General features: G+C 38.6%; 23 protein-coding genes and 3 tRNA genes. 19 read left to right on the forward strand and 7 right to left on the reverse strand.

Annotation, left to right across the window (positions count from 1 at the left end; genetic code table 11):
* Window positions 1–37 precede the first annotated feature (37 nt).
* Together ACFO5T_RS07480 and ACFO5T_RS07485 are read left to right on the forward strand one after the other, a co-directional pair.
* Window positions 38–991 (forward strand): transketolase family protein, encoded by a 954-nt coding sequence (locus ACFO5T_RS07480; protein WP_375253065.1) that lies wholly within the window; start codon window positions 38–40, stop codon window positions 989–991.
* Between the two features lie 98 nt (window positions 992–1,089).
* A complete protein-coding gene (locus ACFO5T_RS07485) occupies window positions 1,090–1,719 on the forward strand; it encodes an outer membrane beta-barrel protein (protein WP_375253064.1) in 630 nt (209 codons plus the stop codon).
* A gap of 207 nt (window positions 1,720–1,926) precedes the next feature.
* On the opposite strand, the gene ACFO5T_RS07490 is transcribed toward ACFO5T_RS07485, so the two are convergent.
* Window positions 1,927–2,994: an FKBP-type peptidyl-prolyl cis-trans isomerase gene (locus ACFO5T_RS07490; protein WP_380033305.1), complete on the reverse strand. Its 1,068-nt coding sequence runs from the start codon at window positions 2,992–2,994 to the stop codon at window positions 1,927–1,929.
* An 89-nt stretch (window positions 2,995–3,083) separates the two neighbouring features.
* Between ACFO5T_RS07490 and ACFO5T_RS07495 the strand changes: the two genes are divergently transcribed.
* The gene (locus tag ACFO5T_RS07495; RefSeq protein WP_035327837.1) at window positions 3,084–3,479 is read left to right on the forward strand and encodes an RNA-binding S4 domain-containing protein; all 396 of its coding nucleotides are present in this window, start codon (window positions 3,084–3,086) and stop codon (window positions 3,477–3,479) included.
* A 41-nt stretch (window positions 3,480–3,520) separates the two neighbouring features.
* A complete protein-coding gene (locus tag ACFO5T_RS07500) occupies window positions 3,521–4,024 on the forward strand; it encodes a phosphoribosyltransferase family protein (RefSeq protein WP_380033308.1) in 504 nt (167 codons plus the stop codon).
* Here the strand turns inward: ACFO5T_RS07500 and ACFO5T_RS07505 are convergent.
* Complete coding sequence (locus ACFO5T_RS07505; protein ID WP_380033310.1) at window positions 4,016–4,537, reverse strand: shikimate kinase; 522 nt, start codon at window positions 4,535–4,537, stop codon at window positions 4,016–4,018. The two genes, ACFO5T_RS07500 and ACFO5T_RS07505, sit on opposite strands and share 9 nt — an antisense overlap.
* A 120-nt stretch (window positions 4,538–4,657) precedes the next feature.
* On the opposite strand from ACFO5T_RS07505, the gene ACFO5T_RS07510 reads away from it, so the two are divergent.
* From ACFO5T_RS07510 to ACFO5T_RS07550, 9 genes are all read left to right on the forward strand, one after another.
* A tRNA-Lys gene (locus ACFO5T_RS07510) sits at window positions 4,658–4,730 on the forward strand.
* 135 nt (window positions 4,731–4,865) lie between these two features.
* A tRNA-Lys gene (locus tag ACFO5T_RS07515) sits at window positions 4,866–4,938 on the forward strand.
* 144 nt (window positions 4,939–5,082) lie between these two features.
* A tRNA-Leu gene (locus ACFO5T_RS07520) sits at window positions 5,083–5,165 on the forward strand.
* 221 nt (window positions 5,166–5,386) lie between these two features.
* On the forward strand, window positions 5,387–6,316 hold the full coding sequence (locus ACFO5T_RS07525) for a MerR family transcriptional regulator (protein WP_380033312.1): 930 nt from the start codon (window positions 5,387–5,389) through the stop codon (window positions 6,314–6,316).
* Window positions 6,309–7,769, forward strand: a complete 1,461-nt coding sequence (locus ACFO5T_RS07530) for a phytoene desaturase family protein (RefSeq protein WP_380033314.1) — start codon at window positions 6,309–6,311, stop codon at window positions 7,767–7,769. The genes ACFO5T_RS07525 and ACFO5T_RS07530 overlap by 8 nt, the downstream gene beginning before the upstream one ends.
* The gene (locus ACFO5T_RS07535; RefSeq protein WP_035336076.1) at window positions 7,769–8,608 is read left to right on the forward strand and encodes a phytoene/squalene synthase family protein; all 840 of its coding nucleotides are present in this window, start codon (window positions 7,769–7,771) and stop codon (window positions 8,606–8,608) included. The genes ACFO5T_RS07530 and ACFO5T_RS07535 overlap by 1 nt, the downstream gene beginning before the upstream one ends.
* Window positions 8,609–8,625: 17 nt before the next feature.
* Window positions 8,626–9,093 carry a sterol desaturase family protein gene (locus ACFO5T_RS07540; RefSeq protein ID WP_035327817.1) on the forward strand — a complete coding sequence of 156 codons (468 nt, stop codon included), beginning with the start codon at window positions 8,626–8,628 and terminating at the stop codon, window positions 9,091–9,093.
* Between the two features lie 91 nt (window positions 9,094–9,184).
* Window positions 9,185–10,177 (forward strand): NAD-dependent epimerase/dehydratase family protein, encoded by a 993-nt coding sequence (locus tag ACFO5T_RS07545; RefSeq protein WP_380033317.1) that lies wholly within the window; start codon window positions 9,185–9,187, stop codon window positions 10,175–10,177.
* Window positions 10,168–11,184, forward strand: a complete 1,017-nt coding sequence (locus ACFO5T_RS07550) for a glycosyltransferase family 2 protein (RefSeq protein ID WP_051583851.1) — start codon at window positions 10,168–10,170, stop codon at window positions 11,182–11,184. The genes ACFO5T_RS07545 and ACFO5T_RS07550 overlap by 10 nt, the downstream gene beginning before the upstream one ends.
* A 4-nt stretch (window positions 11,185–11,188) precedes the next feature.
* Here ACFO5T_RS07550 and ACFO5T_RS07555 read toward each other — a convergent pair whose 3' ends face one another.
* On the reverse strand, window positions 11,189–12,511 hold the full coding sequence (locus ACFO5T_RS07555; protein WP_380033319.1) for a M24 family metallopeptidase: 1,323 nt from the start codon (window positions 12,509–12,511) through the stop codon (window positions 11,189–11,191).
* An 87-nt stretch (window positions 12,512–12,598) separates the two neighbouring features.
* Complete coding sequence (locus tag ACFO5T_RS07560; protein ID WP_225969287.1) at window positions 12,599–13,747, reverse strand: BamA/TamA family outer membrane protein; 1,149 nt, start codon at window positions 13,745–13,747, stop codon at window positions 12,599–12,601.
* 149 nt (window positions 13,748–13,896) lie between these two features.
* On the opposite strand from ACFO5T_RS07560, the gene ACFO5T_RS07565 reads away from it, so the two are divergent.
* From ACFO5T_RS07565 to ACFO5T_RS07575, 3 genes are read left to right on the forward strand one after another with little or no spacing between them, the layout of a single operon-like run.
* Entirely contained in the window at window positions 13,897–14,352 is a 456-nt protein-coding gene (locus tag ACFO5T_RS07565; protein ID WP_380033551.1) for a tRNA (cytidine(34)-2'-O)-methyltransferase, read from the forward strand.
* A 2-nt stretch (window positions 14,353–14,354) separates the two neighbouring features.
* Window positions 14,355–14,876, forward strand: a complete 522-nt coding sequence (locus tag ACFO5T_RS07570; RefSeq protein ID WP_380033322.1) for a hypothetical protein — start codon at window positions 14,355–14,357, stop codon at window positions 14,874–14,876.
* Between the two features lie 5 nt (window positions 14,877–14,881).
* Window positions 14,882–15,358, forward strand: a complete 477-nt coding sequence (locus ACFO5T_RS07575; protein ID WP_380033324.1) for a hypothetical protein — start codon at window positions 14,882–14,884, stop codon at window positions 15,356–15,358.
* Window positions 15,359–15,371: 13 nt separating this feature from the next.
* Here the strand turns inward: ACFO5T_RS07575 and bshC are convergent, their stop codons facing one another.
* The gene (bshC, locus tag ACFO5T_RS07580) at window positions 15,372–16,967 is read right to left on the reverse strand and encodes a bacillithiol biosynthesis cysteine-adding enzyme BshC (RefSeq protein WP_380033326.1); all 1,596 of its coding nucleotides are present in this window, start codon (window positions 16,965–16,967) and stop codon (window positions 15,372–15,374) included.
* 121 nt (window positions 16,968–17,088) lie between these two features.
* On the opposite strand from bshC, the gene ACFO5T_RS07585 reads away from it, so the two are divergent.
* Both ACFO5T_RS07585 and ACFO5T_RS07590 read left to right on the forward strand, forming a co-directional pair.
* The gene (locus ACFO5T_RS07585; RefSeq protein ID WP_380033328.1) at window positions 17,089–19,578 is read left to right on the forward strand and encodes a M14 family metallopeptidase; all 2,490 of its coding nucleotides are present in this window, start codon (window positions 17,089–17,091) and stop codon (window positions 19,576–19,578) included.
* 1 nt (window position 19,579) lies between these two features.
* Window positions 19,580–20,095, forward strand: a complete 516-nt coding sequence (locus ACFO5T_RS07590) for a hypothetical protein (RefSeq protein ID WP_380033329.1) — start codon at window positions 19,580–19,582, stop codon at window positions 20,093–20,095.
* Window position 20,096: 1 nt separating this feature from the next.
* Here ACFO5T_RS07590 and ACFO5T_RS07595 read toward each other — a convergent pair whose 3' ends face one another.
* Entirely contained in the window at window positions 20,097–21,341 is a 1,245-nt protein-coding gene (locus tag ACFO5T_RS07595; protein WP_380033331.1) for a hypothetical protein, read from the reverse strand.
* 115 nt (window positions 21,342–21,456) lie between these two features.
* Complete coding sequence (rimO, locus tag ACFO5T_RS07600) at window positions 21,457–22,809, reverse strand: 30S ribosomal protein S12 methylthiotransferase RimO (RefSeq protein ID WP_035327787.1); 1,353 nt, start codon at window positions 22,807–22,809, stop codon at window positions 21,457–21,459.
* Between the two features lie 105 nt (window positions 22,810–22,914).
* Between rimO and ACFO5T_RS07605 the strand changes: the two genes are divergently transcribed.
* Entirely contained in the window at window positions 22,915–24,093 is a 1,179-nt protein-coding gene (locus ACFO5T_RS07605; RefSeq protein WP_380033334.1) for a serine hydrolase domain-containing protein, read from the forward strand.
* Window position 24,094 lies beyond the last annotated feature (1 nt).

Consider the following 24,094-nt stretch of genomic DNA (forward strand, 5'->3'; position numbering starts at 1 on the left):
ATTACGCTTTCGCGAAAGCGTACCAAAAACTTTTACAATGAAAACATACGAAAATACAGGCAGTAAAGACACAAGATCAGGTTTTGGCGCAGGAATGACAGAACTAGGTAGAACAAACCCAAATGTGGTTTCTCTTTGTGCAGACCTTATAGGATCTTTAAAAATCCAAACCTTCATAGATGAAAATCCTGAGCGCTTTTTCCAGATAGGAATCGCAGAAGCAAATATGATGGGTATCGCCGCAGGCCTTACCATAGGAGGTAAAATACCTTTTACAGGTACTTTTGCAAACTTCTCTACAGGTCGCGTTTATGACCAGATAAGACAGTCTATAGCATACTCTGGTAAAAATGTAAAGATTTGTGCATCACACGCAGGTCTTACCCTAGGTGAAGATGGTGCAACACACCAAATACTAGAAGACATAGGTCTTATGAAGATGTTACCAGGTATGACAGTAATAAATACTTGTGACTATAACCAGACCAAAGCCGCTACAATAGCCCTTGCAGACCACGTAGGTCCGGTTTATTTACGTTTTGGACGTCCGGTAGTACCTAACTTTACTCCAGCAGATCAAACTTTTGAAATAGGTAAAGCCGTACAATTGCAAGAAGGTAATGATGTAACAATTGTTGCAACTGGTCACCTAGTATGGGAAGCGCTAGAGGCTTGCAAAGTCCTTAACGAGAAAGGCATCACGGCAGATGTAATAAACATACACACCATAAAACCACTAGATGCAGAGGCAATCATTAAGTCTGTAAAAAAGACAGGATGTGTCGTGACTGCAGAGGAGCATAACTTTCTAGGAGGTCTAGGTGAGAGTGTTGCTAGAGAGCTATCGCTTACGCATCCAGTACCACAAGAGTATGTCGCTACAGAAGATACTTTTGGCGAGAGTGGAACTCCAGCACAACTTATGGAGAAATATGGCCTTAATACAAACGCGATTGTTAAGAAAGTAGAAAAAGTGATTTCAAGAAAATAATAACGTAAACCATACGTTTTTTATATATGACATAGGCAGTATGATTGTAACATACTGCCTTTTTATTTGTCTTTACATTAATCAATAAAATTTCAATTATGAAAAAAATCATTGTCGCCGTACTACTTTTGTCAGGTATTACAGCATTAAGCCAGAGTACTGGCTTTGGTATTAAAGGAGGACTTAATTATGGATCTGTAGGTGACTTAGAGTTTACGTCTGAGTTTGCAAACAGCACTTTTAGTAAAGAAAACAAAACCGGTTTTCACGCTGGTGTTTTTTATAAAGCAAAGTTTGCTGGACTCATTATACAACCAGAGCTGTTATATACAAAGCTCAATACAGAATACACAAATGACGGAGTATCTTCAGACGTATATGATTATGAACTTTCAAAAATAGACATTCCGCTTCTCGTAGGATTTGATATAATAGGCCCACTTAACATCAAGGCGGGACCGTCATTTCAATACATTCTTGAAAATGGATTTGAAGAGGTAAATATAGATTTTGAAGATCCAGAAAATTCATTTACCGTAGGATATCAACTAGGTGTAGGAGTAACACTAGGCCAGCTAGGTATAGATGTAAGATATGAAGGTGCCTTTACAGATAATACAATTATTACTGAGTCACAAGTAGAAGATAACAGTGTAGGTTTTCAAGTAGATGCAAGGCCTTCACAATGGATTTTAAGTCTCTCATACGCTTTTGATAAAAAGAATTAAAACAAGCTTCAAAAACTGATATAAAACACCTCATCTGGGGTGTTTTTTGCTTTTTAAAGAATGACCATTGTACTATTTTTTATAATTAATTAAGCCGTAGCGTCTCACCGAAAATGGATGTGATAAATTTAATCTAACTAAAAAACCCACATTGCGAAGTACAATGTGGGTTTTTATTACGCTTTCGCGAAAGCGGTATACCGTCTACTAACTATCTGAGTCTAGATAATCTGGTGTACCGTCTCCATCTGTATCTGTGTAGGTGATTTCACCTGTAAGAGCATTTACAATAATTTCATCTATTGTAGGTCTTCCATCACCATCATCATCTGTATCTAAGTGATCATTTATACCATCTCCATCTGTATCCAGTAGGCTTATAAAGTTTCCATCCTCATCTGTTACTATCTCTAGTTTAGTAAGAATACCATCATTATCATCATTAGGATCTCTAAAAGCTGGAACAGCATCTTCATCTGGATTATCTGCCTCGTCAAAAAGGAATCCATTATTATCTATATCTTCATTGATAGTAATAATACCATCACCATCGTGATCTGTAATAACTACATCATATACTGAAAATGTAAAAACGATAGATCCGTACAAGCTAATATCTGCCGGAGGCTGGTTAAAATAAGCAAGACCTGAAGGCACAAATACAGCACCTACTCCATAATCTTGGTTAAAAGAAGTAGTACCATCTGGCTCTACTGTAAAACCTGAAGCGCCACCAAAACCTACATTATTATCTTCTGCAACTGTACTTAGAAGATTTACAGAAGTTCCTAACCCATTTGCAAAACCGTCTATTGTGGTAGGAAGATTAAGCCATATAGGATTTACAGATGCATCAAACACATCTCCGTAAAGATTAAAACCTTCGTAAGTTAGTAATGTAGAATCTGCAAATGTTGCCACTGGCTCTTCTCCACTCCCCTCTCTTACTTGCAAGATATATAGTGAGTTTTCTGTATCAAATCTAAAATATTCTTTTTTCTTAAGCTCTGGACGATCTATAAGCGGGATTTTATCACTGTTTTCTCCTGCTATTGTATCAAAAACTATTTTATAATCAAACCCTGCTTCTGGATTTTCAAACTCTTCATAATTATAAAAGTGAGTAGAAAGGTACTCTACCAGCAAATCGTCATCTTCTATAGACTGCTCGCCACGGTCTCTTACGGGAACCTCTATAAGGTCATCATCATTATTAGGACAAGCTACACAAACTAGTAAAACCAGCACTAAACCAAGGTAATTTCTTAATTTCATCAATATTATTTTAAGGAGCGCAAGATACAATTTTGATGTATTTTTGCACATTACTTTACAGTTATTAACGCTGTTTTAGGGCTTTTTATATGCGAGTAGACAAATATTTATGGTGTGTGCGTTATTTTAAGACGCGATCTATAGCCACGGCTGCCTGTAAAAAAGGGCAGGTAAAAATGAATGGAGCTTCTGTAAAACCATCGCGAGATGTGTATCCTACAGACAAGATCTCTGTGCGAAAAAATCAAGTCACCTATATTCTTGAAGTTCTAGACCTACCAGAAAGTAGACTTGGGGCAAAACTAGTGGGAATGTATGTACAAGATCATACTCCAAAAGAAAATCTAGAAAAATTAGAACTTCTCAAATATTCAAAAGACTATTACCGCAAGAAGGGGTCTGGTAGACCTACTAAAAAGGATCGTAGAGATATAGATGACATCTATAATAATGATTCCTTTTTTAGTAGTGACGAAGAAGAATAAGCAGGATATTAAATATCTTTATACCATAAGCAATTTCAAGTATGAAAGTTAAGTTGGAAAAAATACTAGATCACACAGCTATACAGCATAAAACAAAACGTATAGCGTTTCAGATTTACGAGAGTAATGCAAATGAAGAAGAGATCATACTTGCAGGTATAGCAGATAATGGCTACAAATTTGCAGAACGTCTAGCCAAAGTAATTTCTGAAATCTCACCTTTACAAACCAAGCTTTGTAAAGTAACTATGAATAAGAAAAAACCTTTAGGCACTGTAGAAACCAGTATGTCACCAGAGGAGTATAAAGATAAATCTGTGATACTTATAGATGATGTACTAAACTCTGGTACAACGCTAGTATACGGTGTAAAGCATTTTCTTGATGTACCGCTCAAGAGATTTAAAACGGCAGTACTTGTTAATAGAAACCACAAAAAATACCCTGTTAAAGCAGACTTTAAAGGTATTTCTTTAAGTACTTCTCTCAATGAGTCTGTAAAAGTAACTTTTAGAAAAGGTAATGATACTGCTGTATTAGAATAAAGACTCCTGTATACTATCTACAACTTCTTGAGGACTTTGATCTTCTATTTTTAGAACTAGATCTGACTGGTTGTAATAAAAACCTCTTTCAAATAAGTGCTTTCTAACATAATTTTCTAGATCTTCATAAGATTGCATACTAGCGATGAGAGGGCGCTCCTCTTTTGCAGACCATAAACGTTGAGCAAGTGTTTTAAAGTGCCAATTAAGATATACCGTTTGCGCATCACTATCCTTTAACACCTGGAGATTTGTGCCATAACAAGGGGTACCTCCTCCTAACGCAACAACGACCTGCTCAGATTCTTCTTCTAAAAGTTGTTGTAAGTACGTAGACTCTGATTTTCTAAAATATATTTCTCCCTTATTTTTAAAAATCTCAGAGATACTCATCCCCTCTTTTTGAGTAATGTAGGTGTCAAAATCTATAAATTTATAAGAAAGCACTTCGGCAAGTAGCGGTCCAATGGTTGATTTTCCAGACCCCATATAACCTACTAGATATATTTTCATAAGCGAACTTGTTGAGAAACAAAAGTATATATTAATCTAAAAAAAAGATTGAAAATTTTATTTAAAACACTTGGCAGTAAGAATTAATTAACTGTATATTTGCACCCGCATTAAGGCAATGACCTGGTAGCTCAGTTGGTAGAGCATCTCCCTTTTAAGGAGAGGGTCCTGGGTTCGAGCCCCAGCCAGGTCACTTATAAGTGCAAACCTCTGTCTAACGATAGAGGTTTTTTTATGTGTCACCGCTAAAAAAACGTTCTTAAAATAATTACATAATAAGCCCAAAATCTCAAAAGAAGATTTTATATTTGCACCCCGTTAAAATAACGACCTGGTAGCTCAGTTGGTAGAGCATCTCCCTTTTAAGGAGAGGGTCCTGGGTTCGAGCCCCAGCCAGGTCACTTTACAAACATAAACCTCTATCTAACGATAGAGGTTTTTTTATAGAACAGTTTTATCCTACTCTAAAATATCTGTAGATTAATACACAAGTTTCATAAGAAGATTTTATATTTGCACCCGCATTGACAAAATGCCGCTTTTCTACCCGGGTGCTGAAATTGGTAGACAGGCACGGTTGAGGGCCGTGTGCACTAGTTGCGTGTGGGTTCAAGTCCCATCCCGGGTACAATACAAGAGTTAATCGTAAGGTTAGCTCTTTTTTTATACAAGTACTCTTAACTATACAAATAGACCCAAAACACCTATACCTTAAGCATCACGGAAATAACTTTTACACACTTACATCATAAGAAAATATCGCATATTTAATTTTTTTGTTTAAAACTTAACACTATTTGATTAAACAAAATAAGTAAATTCGCTATTTTTACAAGAAATAAGTGTAGTATGAAAAATGCCGTAAAGACAAAATTTAGCATTAAAGACTTAGAGAGTTTAAGTGGTATAAAAGCCCATACCATACGTATCTGGGAGAAAAGGTATGGTCTTCTTGAGCCACAGCGTACCTCTACAAATATTAGAACGTATGCCTTAAGCGACTTGCAAAAGCTTCTTAATGTTGTATTTCTTACTGAGAATAAATTCAAGATTTCTAAAATAGCAAAGCACTCCACAAAGGAAATTGCAGCGCTCGTGGCAGAGCTAGTAACCGAAACTAGTGCCGCAAATGAAAATCACGCTATCAATTCATTTAAGATAGCAATGATGAATTTTGATCAAAACTTATTTCACAAGACCTATAATGCTCTTAATGAAGATAAGCCATTTGTCACCATTTTTTATGAGACGTTTATACCGTTACTACAAGAGATAGGGTTATTATGGCAAACGGATACGATAAACCCATCTCACGAGCATTTTATCTTTAACCTTATTAAGCAAAAGATTCTTATAAATATTGAGAAGACACAAATTAATGTGCCGCCTCTCAAGGATAAAACATTTGCACTTTTCTTACCAGAAAACGAGATACACGAGCTAGGCCTACTCTTTTTAAATTATGAACTTGTTGCAAATGGCTACAAGGTGATTTATTTAGGGCAGAGCATAATGTTATCAAACTTAAAGTACCTCTCTTCAAATCATCCTAACCTCTCATTTGCAACTTACTTCACTGTACAACCGCTAGCCGAAGATATACCTGCATATTTTGATGAGTTTAATGAGCTTTTTGGTAACCAGAAACTAGATTTATATGTTTTAGGAGCTATGACTAGTAAAATAGACGAGCTTAGCCTTCCTAAAAATGTGCATATAATGATGAGTATAAGAGAATTTGTAAATGTTATAAAAAACAAGTCTGCTACGTATGCCTAAAAAGATTGTGATTATAGGATCTGGATTTTCATCCTTATCTGCTGCGTGTTATCTCGCTCAAGCTGGTAACGAGGTACACCTTTATGAAAAAAATGATACCCTAGGTGGTCGTGCTAGACAACTTAAAGAAGAGGGCTTTACATTTGATATGGGCCCTAGCTGGTACTGGATGCCAGATATCTTTGAAAAGTTTTTTGGAGATTTTAATAAAAAGGTTTCAGACTTTTACCTGTTAGAAAAGCTGAACCCTGCTTATTACGTCTGGTTTAAAGATGAAGTTGTAACCATAGGTGATACGCTAGATAAAATAGCTACAGAGTTTGAGCGTATAGAGCCAGGCAGCTCTCCTCAACTCAAAAAGTTTATAAAAAATGCTGGGGTCAACTATGACATTGCTATTAATGATGTAGTAAACAAGCCAGGCCTTTCTCCTTTTGAACTTGTAACTCCAGAAACGGCGGTACGCGTAAATCAGTTTTTTAAAACAATAAGTGATGACGTGCGCAAGGCTTTTAAAAATGAAAAGCTGGTTTCGATTTTAGAATTTCCAGTATTGTTTCTCGGAGCTAAACCTAACAACACACCTGCATTCTATCGTTTTATGAACTATGCAGATTTTGGCCTAGGGACTTGGCATCCTAAAGGAGGTATGCACGAGGTCATCAAAGGAATGATTAAGCTTGCACACTCATTAGGAGTAAAAACTCATACAAGCGCTGGTGCCAGTAAAATTCTGGTAGATCAAGGAAAAGTACAAGGAATTATAGTTAATGGGGAAACCATAACTGCAGATTATGTCGTAAGTGGAGCAGACTATCATCACAGTGAGACTTTGTTAGACCCATCATATAGACAATACACAGAGAAATACTGGGACAGCCGTGTATTTGCACCGTCATCACTACTCTTTTATGTAGGCTTTGATAAAAAGTTTGATAACGTAGCTCATCACAACTTGTTCTTTGATACAGATTTTGACCAGCACGCAAGAACCATTTATGACGACCTTGCTTGGCCAGAAGAGCCTTTATTTTATGCAAATTTCCCATCGGTATCAGATGAGACAATGGCGCCAGAAGGTAAAGAAAATGGGTTTTTCTTAATCCCTATAGCTCCCGGAGTAGAAGATACGCAGGCACTACGTGATCAATATTTTGATATTATAATGGAAAGACTAGAACGATTATCTGGTCAAAATTTTAGAAATCATATTATCTTTAAGAAGTCATTTTGTGTAGATGACTTTGTAAGTGAGTATAACAGTTATAAAGGAAATGCCTACGGAATGGCAAATACTTTAAAGCAAACAGCTTTTCTTAGACCTAATTTAAGAAGTAAGAAAGTTAAAAATTTGTATTTTACTGGACAGTTAACGGTTCCAGGACCTGGCGTACCTCCAGCCCTCATATCTGGTAAGCTTGTATCACAATTAATAAGCAAATCAATTAAGTAATGAAATCTCTATTTGACACCGTATCGAGAAGCTGTGCAAAGGTTGTAACTCAATCATATAGCACCTCATTTGCAAGCGCGACTAAAATGCTTGCACCCTGTATACGTCAGGACATTTATAACATTTATGGTTTTGTAAGATTTGCAGATGAGATTGTAGATTCTTTTCACGACTATGACAAGCCTACGCTATTCAAGCGTTTTGAAGAAGATCTTGAGCACGCGCTTACAGATAAAATAAGCCTCAACCCTATTCTCAACGCCTTTCAAGAGACCGTGCATAAATATGATATAGACCCTGCTCATATCGCATCGTTTATGAAAAGTATGCGCCTTGATCTCACAAAACTAGATTATCTCACAGATGCGGAGTACAAGGAATACATTTACGGAAGTGCAGATGTGGTAGGCCTTATGTGTCTTACAGTGTTTGTAAAAGGAGATAAAGAAAAATACGAAAGCCTTAAAGACAGTGCGATGAGCTTAGGCTCTGCCTTTCAAAAAGTAAACTTTTTACGTGATCTCAAGGCAGATTTTGAAGGACTAAGTCGCACCTACTTCCCTAATACAAATCTTGTAAATCTTGATGAAGCCTCTAAACAGCGTATTATCGAAGAGATAGAAGAAGACTTTGCAAAAGGACTAGCAGGTATAAACAGACTGCCTATAGAAGCAAAGTTTGGGGTGTACACCGCCTTCCGTTATTATAGAAAATTACTCACAAAACTTAAACGCGTTCCCTCTGCCGAAATTAGGAACACAAGAGTACGCGTGCCAGACTACGTAAAGGCAAGTCTACTTGCACGTAGCTATGTAAAATATCGTTTAAACCTTATTTAAAAGAATCCCCTATACAAATGCAAACATTACTTTGGATCTTCGTTTTTGTTATGACTTTTGTCATTATGGAATTTCTAGCCTGGGCAACGCATAAATATGTAATGCACGGCTTTTTATGGTCTTTACACCAAGACCACCACCATAAAAAACATAACTCTTGGTGGGAAAAAAATGACCTCTTCTTTATCTTTTACGCTTTAGTTTCAATAGGCTGTTTCCTATTGTGGCAGTACGAAGGCGTATGGATAGGTTTACCTATAGGCTTAGGTATTTTTGCTTATGGTCTTGCCTACTTTGGTGTGCACGACATCTTTATCCACCAGCGATTTAAATTGTTTCGCAATGCAAATGGATGGTACGGTAAAGCATTAAGAAGAGCACATAAAATGCACCACAAACACCTAGGTAAAGATGATGGAGAATCTTTCGGGATGCTCTTTCCTCCAGTAAAATATTTTAAGCAAGCGAGAGCAAGCAAGAGATAATATATAAAGACCACTGTAAAAGGTGGTTTTTTTTACGCTTTCGCGAAAGCGTAACAACGCCCCTCTCAATTCCTTTTCCTAAGTTTGCAGTATGCAAATAACCTCATTAGTTACCGGTGGCGCTGGCTTTATAGGAAGCCACGTTGCTCGTCATTTACTAGCTTTACATCACCACGTAATCATACTTGACGACCTCTCTGGCGGCTTTACAAGCAATGTACCTCAAGGTGCGATTTTTATAGAAGGAAGTATTACAGACACCACACTTATAGATGAGATATTTGCACAACATCACATAGATTACATCTACCATCTAGCGGCATATGCCGCCGAAGGGTTGAGCCATTTTATACGTAAGTTCAACTACGAGAATAACCTCATTGGGAGTATCAACCTCATTAATGCTGCGGTTAATCACAACATAAAGAAGTTCATCTTTACAAGCTCTATTGCTGTGTATGGAACTCAAGAATTACCACTTAAAGAATCGCAAAAACCACAACCCGAAGACCCTTATGGTATTGCAAAATATGCGGTAGAGATGGATCTATATAATGCACATAAAATGTTTGGGCTAGACTATATTATCTTTCGTCCGCATAATGTGTATGGGCCTGGACAAAACATCGGAGATAAATATCGTAATGTGGTGGGTATATTTATGAATCAGATATTAAAGGGCGAACCGATTACCATCTTTGGCGACGGAAATCAAACCCGTGCCTTTACCTACATAGATGATGTGGCACCATATATTGCGGCTAGTTACGCTTTCGCGAAAGCGGACAACCAAATCTTTAACATAGGCGCAGACACCGAAAACACGGTAAATGATCTAGCTAAAGAAGTAGGAGTTGCTATGAAAAAAGAGGTAACCATCAACCACCTTGAACAGCGTGAGGAAGTAGTACACGCCTATGCAGACCACTCAAAATTTATAGAAATCTTTAGCCCAAAGCCAGCCACAACACTTGCACAAGGATTACAAAAAACCGCAAAATGGGTGACCGAACACGGCGCTAGAGAAAGTAGTACTTTTGACCCTATAGAAATCACAAAAAACCTTCCAAAATCGTGGCAGTAAATCAACCCCTCGTATCTATTATAATGGCCGTAAAAGACACGGCTCCATATCTGCGCGATTGCATAAACTCCATTATAAACCAGACGTATCAAAACTGGGAACTTATTGCTGTAAATGATCACAGTACAGATGAGACTCCAGAGATTCTTGCGGCATTTGCAAAGCAAGATGCACGCGTTCGTGTTTTTGACAGTGACGGCTATAAACTCATCCCTACATTACAATGTGGATACAGAGAAGTACGCGGAACCCTGCTCAACAGGATGGACTCTGATGATAAAATGCCAGATTATAAAATTCAGCTTCTCGTAGATGAGTGGCATAAGTATGGAAAAGGGCACGTGATTGCTGGAGGTACAGAGCACTTTGTAGATGAGGGCGAGGTAGGTGATGGTTTTTTACGCTATGAGCGCTGGCTTAATGAAGTGGCGAGAACAAGCACACACTACCAGCAGATTTATAAAGAGTGTGTTATCCCGTCACATTGCTGGATGATTCATAAAGATGATTTTGATGCCGTAGGTGCTTTTGATCCTGTTATCTATCCAGAAGATTATGATTTGTGTTTCCGTATGTATAAACACGGGCTCAAAGTTATAGGGATAGATGCCATACTTCACCACTGGCGTGATCGCTCTAACCGCATCTCACGTACTTGGGATGAGTATAAAGACAATCGCTATTTTGATATGAAAATGCGTTTCTTTTATGAGATAGATCGTGATAACACACGACCACTCGTACTCTGGGGTGCCGGTCGCAATGGTAAGGATATGGCTAAGATTTTACAATCGTATAATGACAGCTTTCACTGGGTTTCAAATAATGAGAAACAGATAGGCAAAGACATTTATGATGTACGTATGCAATCTTTTACAGATGTCCCATCTATAGAAAATGCACAGATTATGATTGTAGTTTCTTCTCCAGATGGTAAGAAGGAAATACAAGCACTACTTGATTCTTGGGGCAAAGAAGCCGTTAAAGATTACTGGTTTTTTGCTTAGATAATTAATTTGAGATAATAACAAGTTCTTCTTGTGGAGCGATAAGATACTCCGCTCCATTTTCTGTTACTACGGCCATCTCCTCTACAGACATTGTTTTTACACCACCGTCTGCTAGTTTCCAAGAGTGAAAACCGTCAAAGGCAAACGTCATCCCTTCCTTGATTACTTTTTCTGAGGCTGGTCTCACGTGTGATGCTTGAGAACCTCCTAGATTAGGTCCTACATCGTGAGCGACATAGCCTACTGGGTGACCCGTGCTCCACATCACATAATCAGACCCTGCTTTTTCCATAAGTACGCGCTGGGCTCTATCTACATCTACTCCTTTTACGCCAGGTTGCATCGCAGCGAGTGCTGCCCTATTTCCAGCTTTAGAACTTTCCCAGTAGTGCATAATCTCATCTGGAGCCTCGCTCTCGCCTTCTTTTAAAACATATGCAAATCGCTGTATATCTGTCACCCACCTGTCATATACTTTGATGCCAAAATCTATTTGTATCACATCACCAGGCATAATTACTTTATCTGTAGCGTGCGAGTGCCCACGGTCTGGCCCAGAATTTACATTAGGATTTTGAGCAGGTGCCCATCCATCTGTCACGCCATACTCAGTCATTCTTTGTTTTAAATATTTTGCAATGTCTGCATCTGTAGATGTGCCAGGTACTACTTGCTCGTAGGCTTCAATCTGCCACTGGGCAGTGAGCTTTGCTGCTTTCTTTAAGATGGCAACTTCTTCTGGTAGCTTTATAGATAACCACTCATAGACAACCTCTTCTGAGGATACTAGTTTTGAGGTTTCGTCACCTAAGGCAGTAGCGATTTCTTCATACTGTGTATGCGTAAGTCCGTCTGCCATCACATTTTTTGAAGAAGTGTTTACGGCAATACTTTTAAAATCTTTTGTTTTGATAAAATCTGACGCTTGCTCAATAGCAGAGGTTCCTCGCTCTACACTCACGACCTCCTCGTGTATATCTAGATCATCTAGCGCAGTTGCTTCTCCAGAAGGTGAGAATACCTTGGAGTGAAACCCAGTAGCGTCGTTGTAAAATAAAAATACGGCGGTACCACCAGCATTTTCTCCTCCTATATGATCTGCAATGGGGTCATTATTATTTTCTCTACAAATACTCATCCAGCAATCTACCTCTGCAGTTTTGAGCGCTTGCGGTAATAGCTGGCTGATACGCTTCTTTCTAATATCTGGCCAAGGATTTTCTCCCCAGTACGTTTCTGGGTTTATGGCAACTTCTGGTTCTTGTTGTTGAGCACAACTACAAACTAAAAAAATGGAAAGAAAAAAGAGTACAGGTTTGAGCATCGTATCTAGATTATTTTCAGAGTAATATAGAAATTTTGTTCCTATCTCTAAAAATAAAATGATGCAAATTGCACTAGCTCCTAGCTATTAAAATGCCTCTGCAATCCCTAAGTAAAACTCACTAGATCCTCTACCAAAACCTACATCAAAACGAAGATTGAGACGCTCTTCCTTATCTATCATAAAACGAAGACCACCTCCATAGGTAGGTTTTAAGTTCTTAAACTGAAAATCGCTCACATCATTATAGATATCACCTCCACCGGCAAATAATACAGCGCCAAAACGAGAGTTCTTAAACGTCTTTCTATACTCTACCTGACTTGCAAGTAAATCTCTACCTACATAACGGCCTTCTCTATAACCACGCATAATCTCACTACCCCCAAGAAAAGAAAACTCAGAAAACGGTAAGTCACCACGAGTAAACCTTCCTACCATCTGGAATGCGAGAATATCATCTTTATCTGCAAATGGCTTTGTGTAATGTCTTAAATCAAAACGTGTCAAATCAAAATTATGTGTACCTCCCAGCGCCTCAAAATATTGACCTCTCGTCGTCTCGAGGTACCATCCATTTTGAGCATTTAGTACATTATTTCTATTATCATACAGCGCAGCGACCTCAACACCTAGCGATGTAGATCCATCATAACCCGTAGGTCTGGTTTGATCTATAAGTCCGCCCTCTTCTATATCAACAGAGTAAATGTGATTAAACCGTACACCTGCACCCACAAAAAGGTAACGTGTAAAAGCCTGTTTTAAAAAGATAGGCTCCACTAGCAACTGGTAATAATTATACTCCTCCTCTGCACTTTCTGGTGAGTTTGTGCCAAAACCATAAAACAGTCTTGGGTAATTTTGAAAAAGGATATTACCCTCTATCACCCATTTCTCTTGGTTTGTAAAAATCTCAAATCCAGAATAAACAAAAAACTGACTATTAAGTGTGTACTGCAGCGTGATAGGCATATTAGACACACGCGTCTCCTCCCCACTACCGTTAAATTTAAATAAGTATTTTGCACCCGTCCCAAAGGCAAAATTTGTCTCCGGACTGTAACTCATTACTGGTGCTGCTATAAACTTAGATGCATATAAAGTACTGTCTTTTGCAACAGCCTTGTGGTTAGGGTGAAACGTAAAAAACTCTTTAATTTTTTCAAAATCCTGTGCCTGTGCCGTCTGTGTATTACCTACCGTAAAAAGTACGATGGCAATAAGATATATCAATTTTTGGGGGAAGTAGTTTACTCTCAAAATGCTATTTTTGGGTAAAGATACTGTAGACGGGAGTTATAGCCCGTGACAAGCTTTAGTTTTTGTGATAACATTAGTATCTCACACACCATTTATACACCATACATCCCATCAAGCAAGCCATTATGCTCAATATTGTACTCATCAATCCAGAAATCCCAAATAACACAGGTAACATAGGTAGGCTTGCCCTCGGTTCTGGCTGCAAGTTGCACCTTGTAAAACCCTTTGGTTTTGAGATAGACGACACCCGCCTTAAACGCGCAGGTCTTGACTACTGGCAGCATCTAGACGTACAGTATTATGATAATACAGAAGACTTTTTTAAAAAGAACGCTTTCGCGAAAATGGCCTTTCTCTCAAGTCACGGCACAAAATCACATTATGACATTCCTTTTGAAGAAGACCTATTTCTCGTCTTTGGAAAAGAATCCAAAGGACTCCCAAAAGAAATCACCGAAAAACACCCCGACCAACTTTATAAAATTCCATTATTTAGCGAACACATCAGAAGTTTAAATCTCGCAAATGCCGTGGGAATTGTAGCTTATGAAGGGATAAAGCAGTTGGGTTTATAGATATGAAGTTACGTTTAATAATTCTTTTTCTACTTATTGTAGGTTATCAAAATGTATTCTCACAAGACACATTATCTGTCAAAGAGATATATTTTGACAACAATCTTGCATATCAAGACTATAATAATGAGCTATTTACTGGTGTTGCACAAAAACTTAGAAAAAACGGAAATGGCCATATTGTTGCAGAAGAGATATATAAGAATGGTGTTCTTCTAGAATGGAAATTATTTTATAATAAAAGCCATAGAAGACTTGCTGAAAATGTTTTCTACTATAAGAAATATCCACTAGTACCAAAGGAAAGAATTCGCTATACAACTAATGAGGATGGTAAATTCACTGAAAGGACTTATTACGACACTAATTTTAAAAAGACTTTAGTCACAAGGCATAAGGATACTACTTTAATATATAAATGTCCTTATACAGACGGAAAGAAAGATGGTGAAGAATTTTGCTTAAATGATAATGGAAATCCAATGATCATCAAATTCATAAACGGGAAAAAGATCAAAAATTAAAAGTTATGAATCTATTTCCGACTAGAGAATTCAAATTCAAGTTAATTAGCTCCCAAAAAGAAACAATTGAACGTCTTGAAAGACGCACCGAATATTCAAAATACTTAACATCAAATTGGACGACAAAATCTTTCAGAGGTCAAATTTCAGATAATGAATTTAAAATTATCTCTTCAACGGTTGGAAAAGGAGCATTCTGTGTATTAACAGGAGAAATCAACACTGAACTAGGTTCTGTCACAATTACAATTAACAAGGCGTTTAAAATAATGTTAAGTATACTTTTAATCTTTCCTATAATTGCAATGTGCTTAATAGTGACTTTTGATTTGGAAAAATTCGAACCGTTTATGATACTATCAGTAATTGCTCAAATTGTAATGATAAGATTTATAGGCATACGATTCTTTTTTAAAAGATTCTCAAAACAGAGTTTGCATAAACTGAGAGATGCTTTAGATGTAGAGCTGATAGAAAACTAAACAAACTAACCCCCTACAAAGTAACCACCGTAAACTCGCCGCCTAGCGGCTCCAGCGCATTTACAAGTTCAGGGATGAGTTGCTCGCCAAATTCTAGATAAAACTGTGAGAAGTTAGTATTTCTTTCTTGCAGGCTTTGCATTGGGAATACTTCGTTTTGTAAATCTACTAGGCGTTGTACGTGATCGCTTAGTTTACGCTTTTGAGCGCGCAGCAATCTACTCTCTAAGTTTTCTAAGCCTTTGAGTTGTTTTACTTCTTGAGCTTTTACGGCTCCTATAAAACTAGCGTCTGTCTCTTCGGCTAGTAAGTGCATTGCTTTAAACTGCTCTTTCAAGAAGCTGCGTTGCGCAGAGAAGTCTATCTCTATATTTGAGATGGCACGCACCTTTCGGTTGATGAGTTCGTTTTGTTTTAGAAATAAATTTGGCAACGAAACGCCTAGATTTTCGGCTTTTGCACGTTGCTTTTCGGTACGTATTAATGCCGAGTTACGAAGTAGTAATACCGGAAATGGAACTCCCACTTCTTCAAAATATGTTTTCAGTTGGAACCAGTACGCCAGCTCTCCGCCTCCACCTATGTAACAAAGATTCGGTAAAATCACTTCTTGAAAAAGTGGTCTCAGCAAGGCGTTAGGCGAGAACCGTTCTGGGTGGTTAGCAAGCTCGTTAAGTATCTCATTTTCGCGAAAGCGGATATCTGTATCATTTACCACATACATATCATCCACCTTGATAATACGCTCACGTATACCTTCTTTTATGTAAAACAAGTTAATCTCACGAGGGTGCACTTGCTCTGGGTAGCCTAGCGCAGTGAGTTGCTCGGTTTGCTGTGTCACCTTTGCGTGCGACACACCCTCTAGCAATTCTCGTTGTACATAAGGAGCAAATAATTCTTTAAGTCCCGCGTCGTTACCATCTACAATGACAAGGCCGTACTCACCAAAAAGCTCGTTACCCAGATAGCGCGTTGCATCTGCCAGGTTATCGTGATTGAGGTAGGCATCACTAAAAAGTTTTGAGAGGTACTCCGCATTTCTTGAAGTCCCCAGCTGTGTTTTAAATAATGCTAGTACCTCAGCCAGTCCATCGGTTGAGAGTTCGCCTACGGCGCCACCGTCCTCACGATTCCACTGTACTTTTTTACCTTGAAAATTGAAGTAATTAATCTCGTCAAAATCGTGATCTTCTGTCGCCATCCAGTAAATAGGCACATAATTGCGGTCTGAATCTTTCTCTTTAAGCTCCTTGCAGAGGTTAATAACAGAGATAATTTTATATAAAAAGTAGAGCGGCCCCGTAAATAAATTGAGCTGGTGCCCTGTGGTAATGGTAAACGTGTTTTCGCTGGCAAGATGCTCTAGATTGAGCTGCGTCTCGGCAGAGGTGTTTGTATTTTTATATTGCGCGATGAGGGAATCATATAAACGCTTTCGCGAAAGCGGACTAAAAAATTGCCCTTTCTCTTCTGCCTGTTTGATAAGATTATCTGCTGTAGGAAATCTGTGATAAAAGGGCTTAAGTGCTTCTTCTTGATCTAGATAGTTTGTAATAAGGTTAGAAAAATACCCCGTTTCTCGGTACGGCAGACAGTCGGTTGGCATAAATTATGGTTTAGATAGTAAAGATAATTCTGATAAATTGCGACTTTTCCCAAAAAAACGTTAAAACGCTGATTTGCGGCGAGCTCTTTTTATAGCTTTAGCTTTTGCTAAAACCAACCAAATGCTCAGAATCTACAGCTTTTTTGTCGCCTTATTTCTCACAACATTACTTACCGCTCAAGTACAATCTCCATCAGAATTTCTGGGTTATGAGATAGGAACACAGTTCTCACGACACTCAGACGTGGTGCGCTACTTTGAACACGTAGCCGAAAATAGTGACCTAGTCACCTATCAAGAATATGGTAAAACTAACGAGCGTAGACCCCTTACCTATGCCGTTATTACCACAAGCGCAAACCATAGCAATCTAGAAAATATACGCAAGGCAAACCTGGAGCAAACAGGTATTGCTACCGGCAACTCTGGTACGGCAGACAAGGCAATAGTCTGGCTTTCTTATAACGTGCACGGTAATGAAGCTTCATCTACAGAGGCTTCTATGGTGACACTATATGAGTTAATTACTTCAAAAAAAGAATGGTTAAAAGATGCCGTTATAATTATGGATCCTTGTGTAAATCCAGACGGGCGTGATCGCTATGCAAACTGGTTTAACCAAGTAGCGTCTACACCTTACGACCCAGCACAAGTAGCTGCAGAGCACGATGAGCCGTGGCCAGGAGGAAGACCTAATCACTACCTTTTTGACCTTAACCGCGACTGGGCGTGGGCATCACAAGTAGAATCACAACAACGATTAAAAGTATATAATAAGTGGATGCCACACGTGCACGTAGACTTTCACGAGCAAGGAATAAACAATCCTTATTATTTTGCTCCAGCAGCAGAGCCATATCACGAGATTATCACAGACTGGCAGATGGATTTCCAAACGCAAATAGGAGCAAATCACGCGCGTTATTTTGATAAAGAAGGTTGGCTGTTTTTTACAAGAGAGAGTTTTGACTTACTCTACCCTTCTTACGGTGACACCTACCCTACCTTTATGGGAGCAATAGGGATGACCTATGAGCAAGCTGGTCACGGTCGTGCCGGTTTAGGTATTCATACAGATCGAGGTTATGAACTCACGCTAGTAGATCGTGTAGCACATCACAAAACCACGGGGCTCTCTACCGTAGAGATTTCTGTAAAAAATGCTGCAAAACTCAACTCAGAATTTAAAGCATACTTTAATAACAACAATCTTAAATATAAAAGCTACGTGCTTTCTGGTAATGTAGATAATCTCAAAGCGCTAGCCGACTTAATGGACAAGCACGAGATAAACTATGGCTTTGCCTCAAACGGAAAGGCAACAGGTTTTAACTACACCTCAAACGGTCAAGGTAGTATGAGCTATGATACAGCAATGGTGATAAGTACAGACCAGCCAAAAGGAAAAATGGTAAAGGCACTTTTTGAGCCAGATGCAAAACTAAGCACACCGCTCACTTATGATATCACCGCGTGGAATTTACCACACGCTTATGGTCTTAATGCCGTGGCAAGCACATCACTGGTAAAAGCAAATGCTGCGAGCCCTTTTAAAACAAACATAACCACAGCAAGCACAAATGTAGCGGGCTACATCGGGAAGTGGAATAGTCTTGATGATGCACAGTTTCTAGCAGGACTTCTTAAGGAAGGTATTAGAGTACGTTTTAGTGAGCAACCCTTTGTAAATAATGGAATTTCTTACGAGCGCGGTTCTTTAATCATCACAAAAAGTGATAATCTGGGACGTGAAGATTTTAATGAGGTATTGAGTACGCTTTCGCGAAAGCATAACAGAACCCTTACCGCTACTTCTACATCATTTGCAAGTTCTGGACCAGACTTTGGGTCGTCACAAGTAAAGCTTATCAATCCGCCAAAGATTGCATTACTTAAAGGAGATGCAACCTCATCATTGAGTTATGGAGCTACGTGGTACTTTTTTGAACAAACATTACAATACCCAGTGACTTCTATAAATGCAGATAAGCTAGGGCGTGTAAATCTTGATGAATTTGATGTACTCGTAATGCCTAGCGGCTGGTACGGAAGCGTTCTTAATGAAAGTAACCTTGATAAAGTAAAAGACTTTGTGCGTGGTGGCGGTAAAGTAATTGCACTAGCAAATGCCGTAGGAAGCCTCGCTGGAAAATCTGGATTTTCAATAAAAAGAAATACCGGCGGCAGCGATACCGAAAAAAGCGACAAGAAAGAAAACCTAACTCCGTATGCAGATCGTGAGAATGCAAGTACCACAAACTTTATCACAGGTTCTATCTTTAAGACTAAAGTAGATACGACACACCCTATGGCTTTTGGCTATCCAGACACGTACTACAGTTTAAAGCTAGGAAGCAATTCCTACTCATATCTTGACCGCGGTTATAACGTAGCGTGGATTCCTGAAGAGGTAGAGAATGTAGCAGGATTTGCAGGAGAAACGGCAAAAGGGAAACTAAGTAACTCTCTTATTTTTGGAGAAGAACGTATGGGGCGCGGGAGCATTATCTATATGGTAGACGACCCACTTTTTAGAGCGTTCTGGCATAATGGAAAGTTATTCTTCACCAATGCTATTTTCTTGACCAATAATGGAAAGTTTAGGTTGTAGTATGAAAATTGAAGTTGATTTTGATGAATCACTATTTCGTCACCAACAAGCATATAGATTCGACAACATCTGGAATAATTATCGAAAGAGCACTGAGAATAAGTTTATCTGGGGCCTTATCCTGTTAGCTTTTGGGATTATGCTTGTTTTGGGAAAAGCAATGTTTGGCTATATTATTTGCGGGATATCTCTATCTCGTCTATTTGATTCTTGGAGTAATTGGAACACTTATAAAACTAAAAAAAAAGTACAAGAAAAGTTAACCAATAAATACATTTTAAAATACATAGATTACAAGCAAATTTATGAATTGACGGATGAATCTTTTAATTTCACAACTCCTGGCTATTACCAAAAAATTGATTGGAGTGAGTTTACTGACTACAAGTTGGAAGAGAATCAAATAATTATTGATATTGAAAATTATAAAGATTACGCAATAATTGACCGACAAGAAGTGGGTGATGATAATTTTGAGCTTATTAAAGAAATTGTTAAGGCTAGAATAATATTATAAATTATTTCATCTCAAAGTGTACCATCTTGACTTCGGTGTTGTCACCATTAAGATCTGTCCAGGCGACAAAAATCGAATCGCCTACAACTTCTAGTTGTGGGAAACCGCTTTGTCGTTCGGCAGAGGTATTGGTTACTGTCACTGGGGCATCGTGTGTGCCATCTACATACACTCGGGCTACTTGTAGCACTACGTTTTCACCCATTGGTTCTAACCACGAGATGAGAGCGCTGCCATCACTCATAAAATCTGTATCTACTCTGCCTATTGCGTTTCCCTTATCTACACGGATTGCACCTCCAAAAGAGGCTCCATTATCATTTGAAAAAGCCGTGAGCACTCTAGGAGCATCACCCTCTGCAGTAAACCAACTCACCACCACATTTTCTTCTTTGGTTGCTATTGCAGGTCCGTTTACGGGGCAACCGTTAAGTTCCCAATTATCATTACCTATAACCATAGGTTTTGACCACGCTCCATCTACCCATCGCACGATAGCCATATCTCGTATCTCTGGTGTGGTGTCTGAGCGATCTCTGTAAACGGCAACCGGTCCATTATTTGTAATAGCCGTTGCTGTATTACAGCAGTCACAAACGCGACTATCTATCTCTGTATCTTGAGTTATGTTTCCCGCTAAATCTATGTAGGCATTGCGGAGGGTCATTTGGTTTTTACTCTTGTCTTCGTTTTTTGTATTTCTACCATCTAGCCAACTAGCATAAAAACCTCCATCATATGCTTGTATAGACACAAAACCGTGCTCTGCATCTACGCCATCTGTATTGAGTAGGAAATCATCTTTAATAACCGCATCACCTTTTGATAATTGAAGTTTTATATTATAATCATAAATGCCCTCTGCAGATTTTTCTAAGATATTAGTGAGTAGGTAATCACCATTTACGCCCAGTGCTGGAAAATCTGCCCAGTTTACAAACCAATTATCTCCAGATGTAATAGTTCTAGGTTTACTCCACTTAACACTATCGTAACTAGCATATTTTAAAATTGCCATCTTGTCTTCTTGCTCCACCCAAGTCATATGTAATTTACCGCCACTCGACTTGAGTCTAGGCAAATGAGACTTTCCTGTAGAGGGTAGTTGTATCGCAGTGAGTGATGCATTGCTAGTAGACGCGGCTATTGCTGGCTGCTCTGTTACTGGGACAACCTCCGTTTGATTAGACTCTTTACAAGAGGTAATAAGAATAAAAGCAAAAAACACTAGACAAGTAATACGCATAAAAAAAGCTTTTTTAGTGCTACAAATGTAAGCCTTGCAAACAAACTCTTACACACAAAAAAGCCTTTCAAAACATTTGTTCCAAAAGGCTTTTTGTAAATTAATTTACTACTTCTTATTTTTTGGTAGCACGTTTTGCGTGCAATGCTTGTGGTCGCTCTAAGGCTACAAGTGGTTCTGCATAGAGATCAAAATCTTCTGCCTCTGTTACTTTTACCATTGCGTAGTCTCCAGTTTTTAAATAAAACTTAGTCGCATCTACTAGCACCTCATTATCTACATCTGGTGAGTCAAATTCTGTACGACCTATAAAGAAGTTCCCTTCTTTACGATCTACAACAATTTTAAACTCCTTCCCTATTTTCTGCTGATTGAGCTCCCAAGAAATTTGTGATTGGATCTCCATAATCTGGTTTGCGCGATCCATTTTAACATCCTCTGGCACATCATCTTCTAGATTATATGCGTGTGTATTTTCCTCGTGTGAGTATGTAAAACATCCTAAACGCTCAAAACGTTGATCTTTTACCCATTGCTTCAGCGTTTGGAAATCTTCTTCGGTTTCTCCAGGATATCCTACAATAAGGGTAGTTCTTATGGTCATCTCTGGTACGCTTTCGCGAAAGCGTTCTAACAACGCATTTGTCTTTGCCATTGTTGTACCACGTCGCATAGATTTTAAGATAGGATCTGCAATGTGTTGCAACGGAATATCAAGGTAGTTACACACCTTAGGCTCACGCTTCATCACATCAAGTACATCTACCGGGAAACCAGAAGGAAATGCATAGTGTAGACGAATCCATTCTATACCTTCTACTTGAACAAGGTTTTCAAGAAGCTCTGCTAGGTTACGTTTTTTATATAAATCAAGACCGTAATACGTAAGATCTTGTGCGATAAGGATTAACTCTGTCACGCCGTTTGCAGCAAGCTTTTTTGCTTCTACTACGAGATGCTCAATAGATTTTGACTTGTGCTTACCTCTCATTAAAGGTATCGCGCAAAAAGAACAAGGGCGGTCACAGCCTTCGGCTATTTTTAGGTAGGCGTAGTTTTTTGGTGTTGTTGTGATACGCTCACCTATAAGCTCGTGCTTATAGTCTGCTCCAAGTGCTTTAAGTAATCCTGGTAGCTCTGTTGTTCCAAAATACTGATCTACATCTGGAATCTCCTTTTGAAGGTCTGGCTTATAACGCTCAGAAAGACATCCTGTAACAAATACCTTGTCCACATCACCCTCTTCCTTTTGCTTTACGTACTCAAGAATGGTGTTTACAGACTCCTCTTTTGCATTGTCTATAAATCCGCAGGTGTTAATTACAACGATGTTACCATCTTCTTCGTGAGCAACATCCATCTCATTTGCTTTAAGCTGGCCCATTAAGACCTCACTATCATAAACGTTTTTTGAGCAACCTAGAGTTACTACGTTTATCTTATTCTTCTTCAATGATTTTGTACGCATAGCCTTCCTTTTAAGGGAGTGCAAAGATAAGCCAAATAACATAGTAAATAGCACCTTGATATTTTACACCTTTTGATTGCTCTAAAAACTGCCAATTCCTTAATTATGAGAGCTACATTAATCCTTTTTTATATTTTAGAGTCCTATCATAAAGCCTCAATGATGCGTTACCTATATTTCTTATTGCTTATAAGTCTATCGTGTTCAACTACAGATAATGAAAACATTACAGATGATACGATTATTATAACTGACGATACCATCGCAGAAGAGCCAAATGATACTGGCGAGACTAATAATCTATACTTCCCTCCTATCGCAGGTGACACTTGGGAAGTGACAAGCCCGTCTACTCTTAACTGGAATCTTACAGCCTTACAAGATCTTACTGATTATGTAGCAGAAAATAACAGTAAAGCTTTTATCATCCTTAAAGATGGAAAAATAGTAATAGAGAATTACTATCAAGATACAGACGCAACCACGAGCCATCGCTGGAATAGCGCTGCAAAAACGCTCACGGCTTATACCGTAGGTATTGCTCAACAAGAAGGCTACTTATCTATAAATGATGCTTCCAGCAATTATCTAGGCACGGGATGGACTACTATGACTCCAGAACAGGAAGCGGCAGTAACAATACGTAACCAACTCACGATGACCAGCGGAGGAGACTATACAGTAGACGATACCAACTGCTCTGACCCTGAGTGTCTGCAGTACCTTAATGATGCTGGTGCTGAGTGGTACTATCATAACGCTTTTTACACCTTATTACAGGACGTAGTAACAGCAGCTGTACCCGATGATTTTAATACCTACTATGACAATAAGCTTAAGTCGCAAACTGGTATGACGGGTGCTTGGGTGCCTTTTGGCTATTTTAGATTATACTTTAGTACAGCTCGAAGTATGGCGCGTTTTGGACTACTCACGCTCAATGAAGGAAATTGGGAGGGAAACCAACTAATAAATTCCGCATACTTTACAGAAATGACAACGCCTTCTCAAGATATTAATGAGGCTTACGGATATCTATGGTGGCTTAATGGGCAAGACAGTTACAGACTACCCGGCACCACGACAACATTTACAGGAAAATTAATCCCTACTGCTCCAGATGATCTTATCGCTGGTTTAGGTAAAGATGATCAAAAAGTATATGTTTTACCCAGTGAAGGACTAGTAGTAATACGCCTAGGCGATGCAACCGAAGAGTCATTATTAGGCCCTTCTGGATTTGATACAGATTTATGGGAAAAAATAATGGCTGTTATCCAATAGT

It is taken from the genome of Dokdonia genika (assembly GCF_042652845.1).
GTDB lineage: Bacteria > Bacteroidota > Bacteroidia > Flavobacteriales > Flavobacteriaceae > Dokdonia > Dokdonia donghaensis.

Coding starts and splice junctions, on each gene's coding strand:
- ACFO5T_RS07530 (WP_380033314.1), top strand. CDS start 6,309: ATGCCTAAAAAGATTGTGATTATAGGATCTGGATTTTCATCCTTATCT.
- ACFO5T_RS07555 (WP_380033319.1), bottom strand. CDS start 12,511: ATGCTCAAACCTGTACTCTTTTTTCTTTCCATTTTTTTAGTTTGTAGT.
- ACFO5T_RS07480 (WP_375253065.1), top strand. CDS start 38: ATGAAAACATACGAAAATACAGGCAGTAAAGACACAAGATCAGGTTTT.
- ACFO5T_RS07505 (WP_380033310.1), bottom strand. CDS start 4,537: ATGAAAATATATCTAGTAGGTTATATGGGGTCTGGAAAATCAACCATT.
- ACFO5T_RS07595 (WP_380033331.1), bottom strand. CDS start 21,341: ATGCGTATTACTTGTCTAGTGTTTTTTGCTTTTATTCTTATTACCTCT.
- ACFO5T_RS07540 (WP_035327817.1), top strand. CDS start 8,626: ATGCAAACATTACTTTGGATCTTCGTTTTTGTTATGACTTTTGTCATT.
- ACFO5T_RS07490 (WP_380033305.1), bottom strand. CDS start 2,994: ATGAAATTAAGAAATTACCTTGGTTTAGTGCTGGTTTTACTAGTTTGT.
- ACFO5T_RS07575 (WP_380033324.1), top strand. CDS start 14,882: ATGAATCTATTTCCGACTAGAGAATTCAAATTCAAGTTAATTAGCTCC.
- ACFO5T_RS07545 (WP_380033317.1), top strand. CDS start 9,185: ATGCAAATAACCTCATTAGTTACCGGTGGCGCTGGCTTTATAGGAAGC.
- rimO (WP_035327787.1), bottom strand. CDS start 22,809: ATGCGTACAAAATCATTGAAGAAGAATAAGATAAACGTAGTAACTCTA.
- ACFO5T_RS07605 (WP_380033334.1), top strand. CDS start 22,915: ATGAGAGCTACATTAATCCTTTTTTATATTTTAGAGTCCTATCATAAA.
- ACFO5T_RS07495 (WP_035327837.1), top strand. CDS start 3,084: ATGCGAGTAGACAAATATTTATGGTGTGTGCGTTATTTTAAGACGCGA.
- ACFO5T_RS07525 (WP_380033312.1), top strand. CDS start 5,387: ATGAAAAATGCCGTAAAGACAAAATTTAGCATTAAAGACTTAGAGAGT.
- ACFO5T_RS07570 (WP_380033322.1), top strand. CDS start 14,355: ATGAAGTTACGTTTAATAATTCTTTTTCTACTTATTGTAGGTTATCAA.
- ACFO5T_RS07500 (WP_380033308.1), top strand. CDS start 3,521: ATGAAAGTTAAGTTGGAAAAAATACTAGATCACACAGCTATACAGCAT.
- ACFO5T_RS07535 (WP_035336076.1), top strand. CDS start 7,769: ATGAAATCTCTATTTGACACCGTATCGAGAAGCTGTGCAAAGGTTGTA.
- ACFO5T_RS07485 (WP_375253064.1), top strand. CDS start 1,090: ATGAAAAAAATCATTGTCGCCGTACTACTTTTGTCAGGTATTACAGCA.
- bshC (WP_380033326.1), bottom strand. CDS start 16,967: ATGCCAACCGACTGTCTGCCGTACCGAGAAACGGGGTATTTTTCTAAC.
- ACFO5T_RS07590 (WP_380033329.1), top strand. CDS start 19,580: ATGAAAATTGAAGTTGATTTTGATGAATCACTATTTCGTCACCAACAA.
- ACFO5T_RS07585 (WP_380033328.1), top strand. CDS start 17,089: ATGCTCAGAATCTACAGCTTTTTTGTCGCCTTATTTCTCACAACATTA.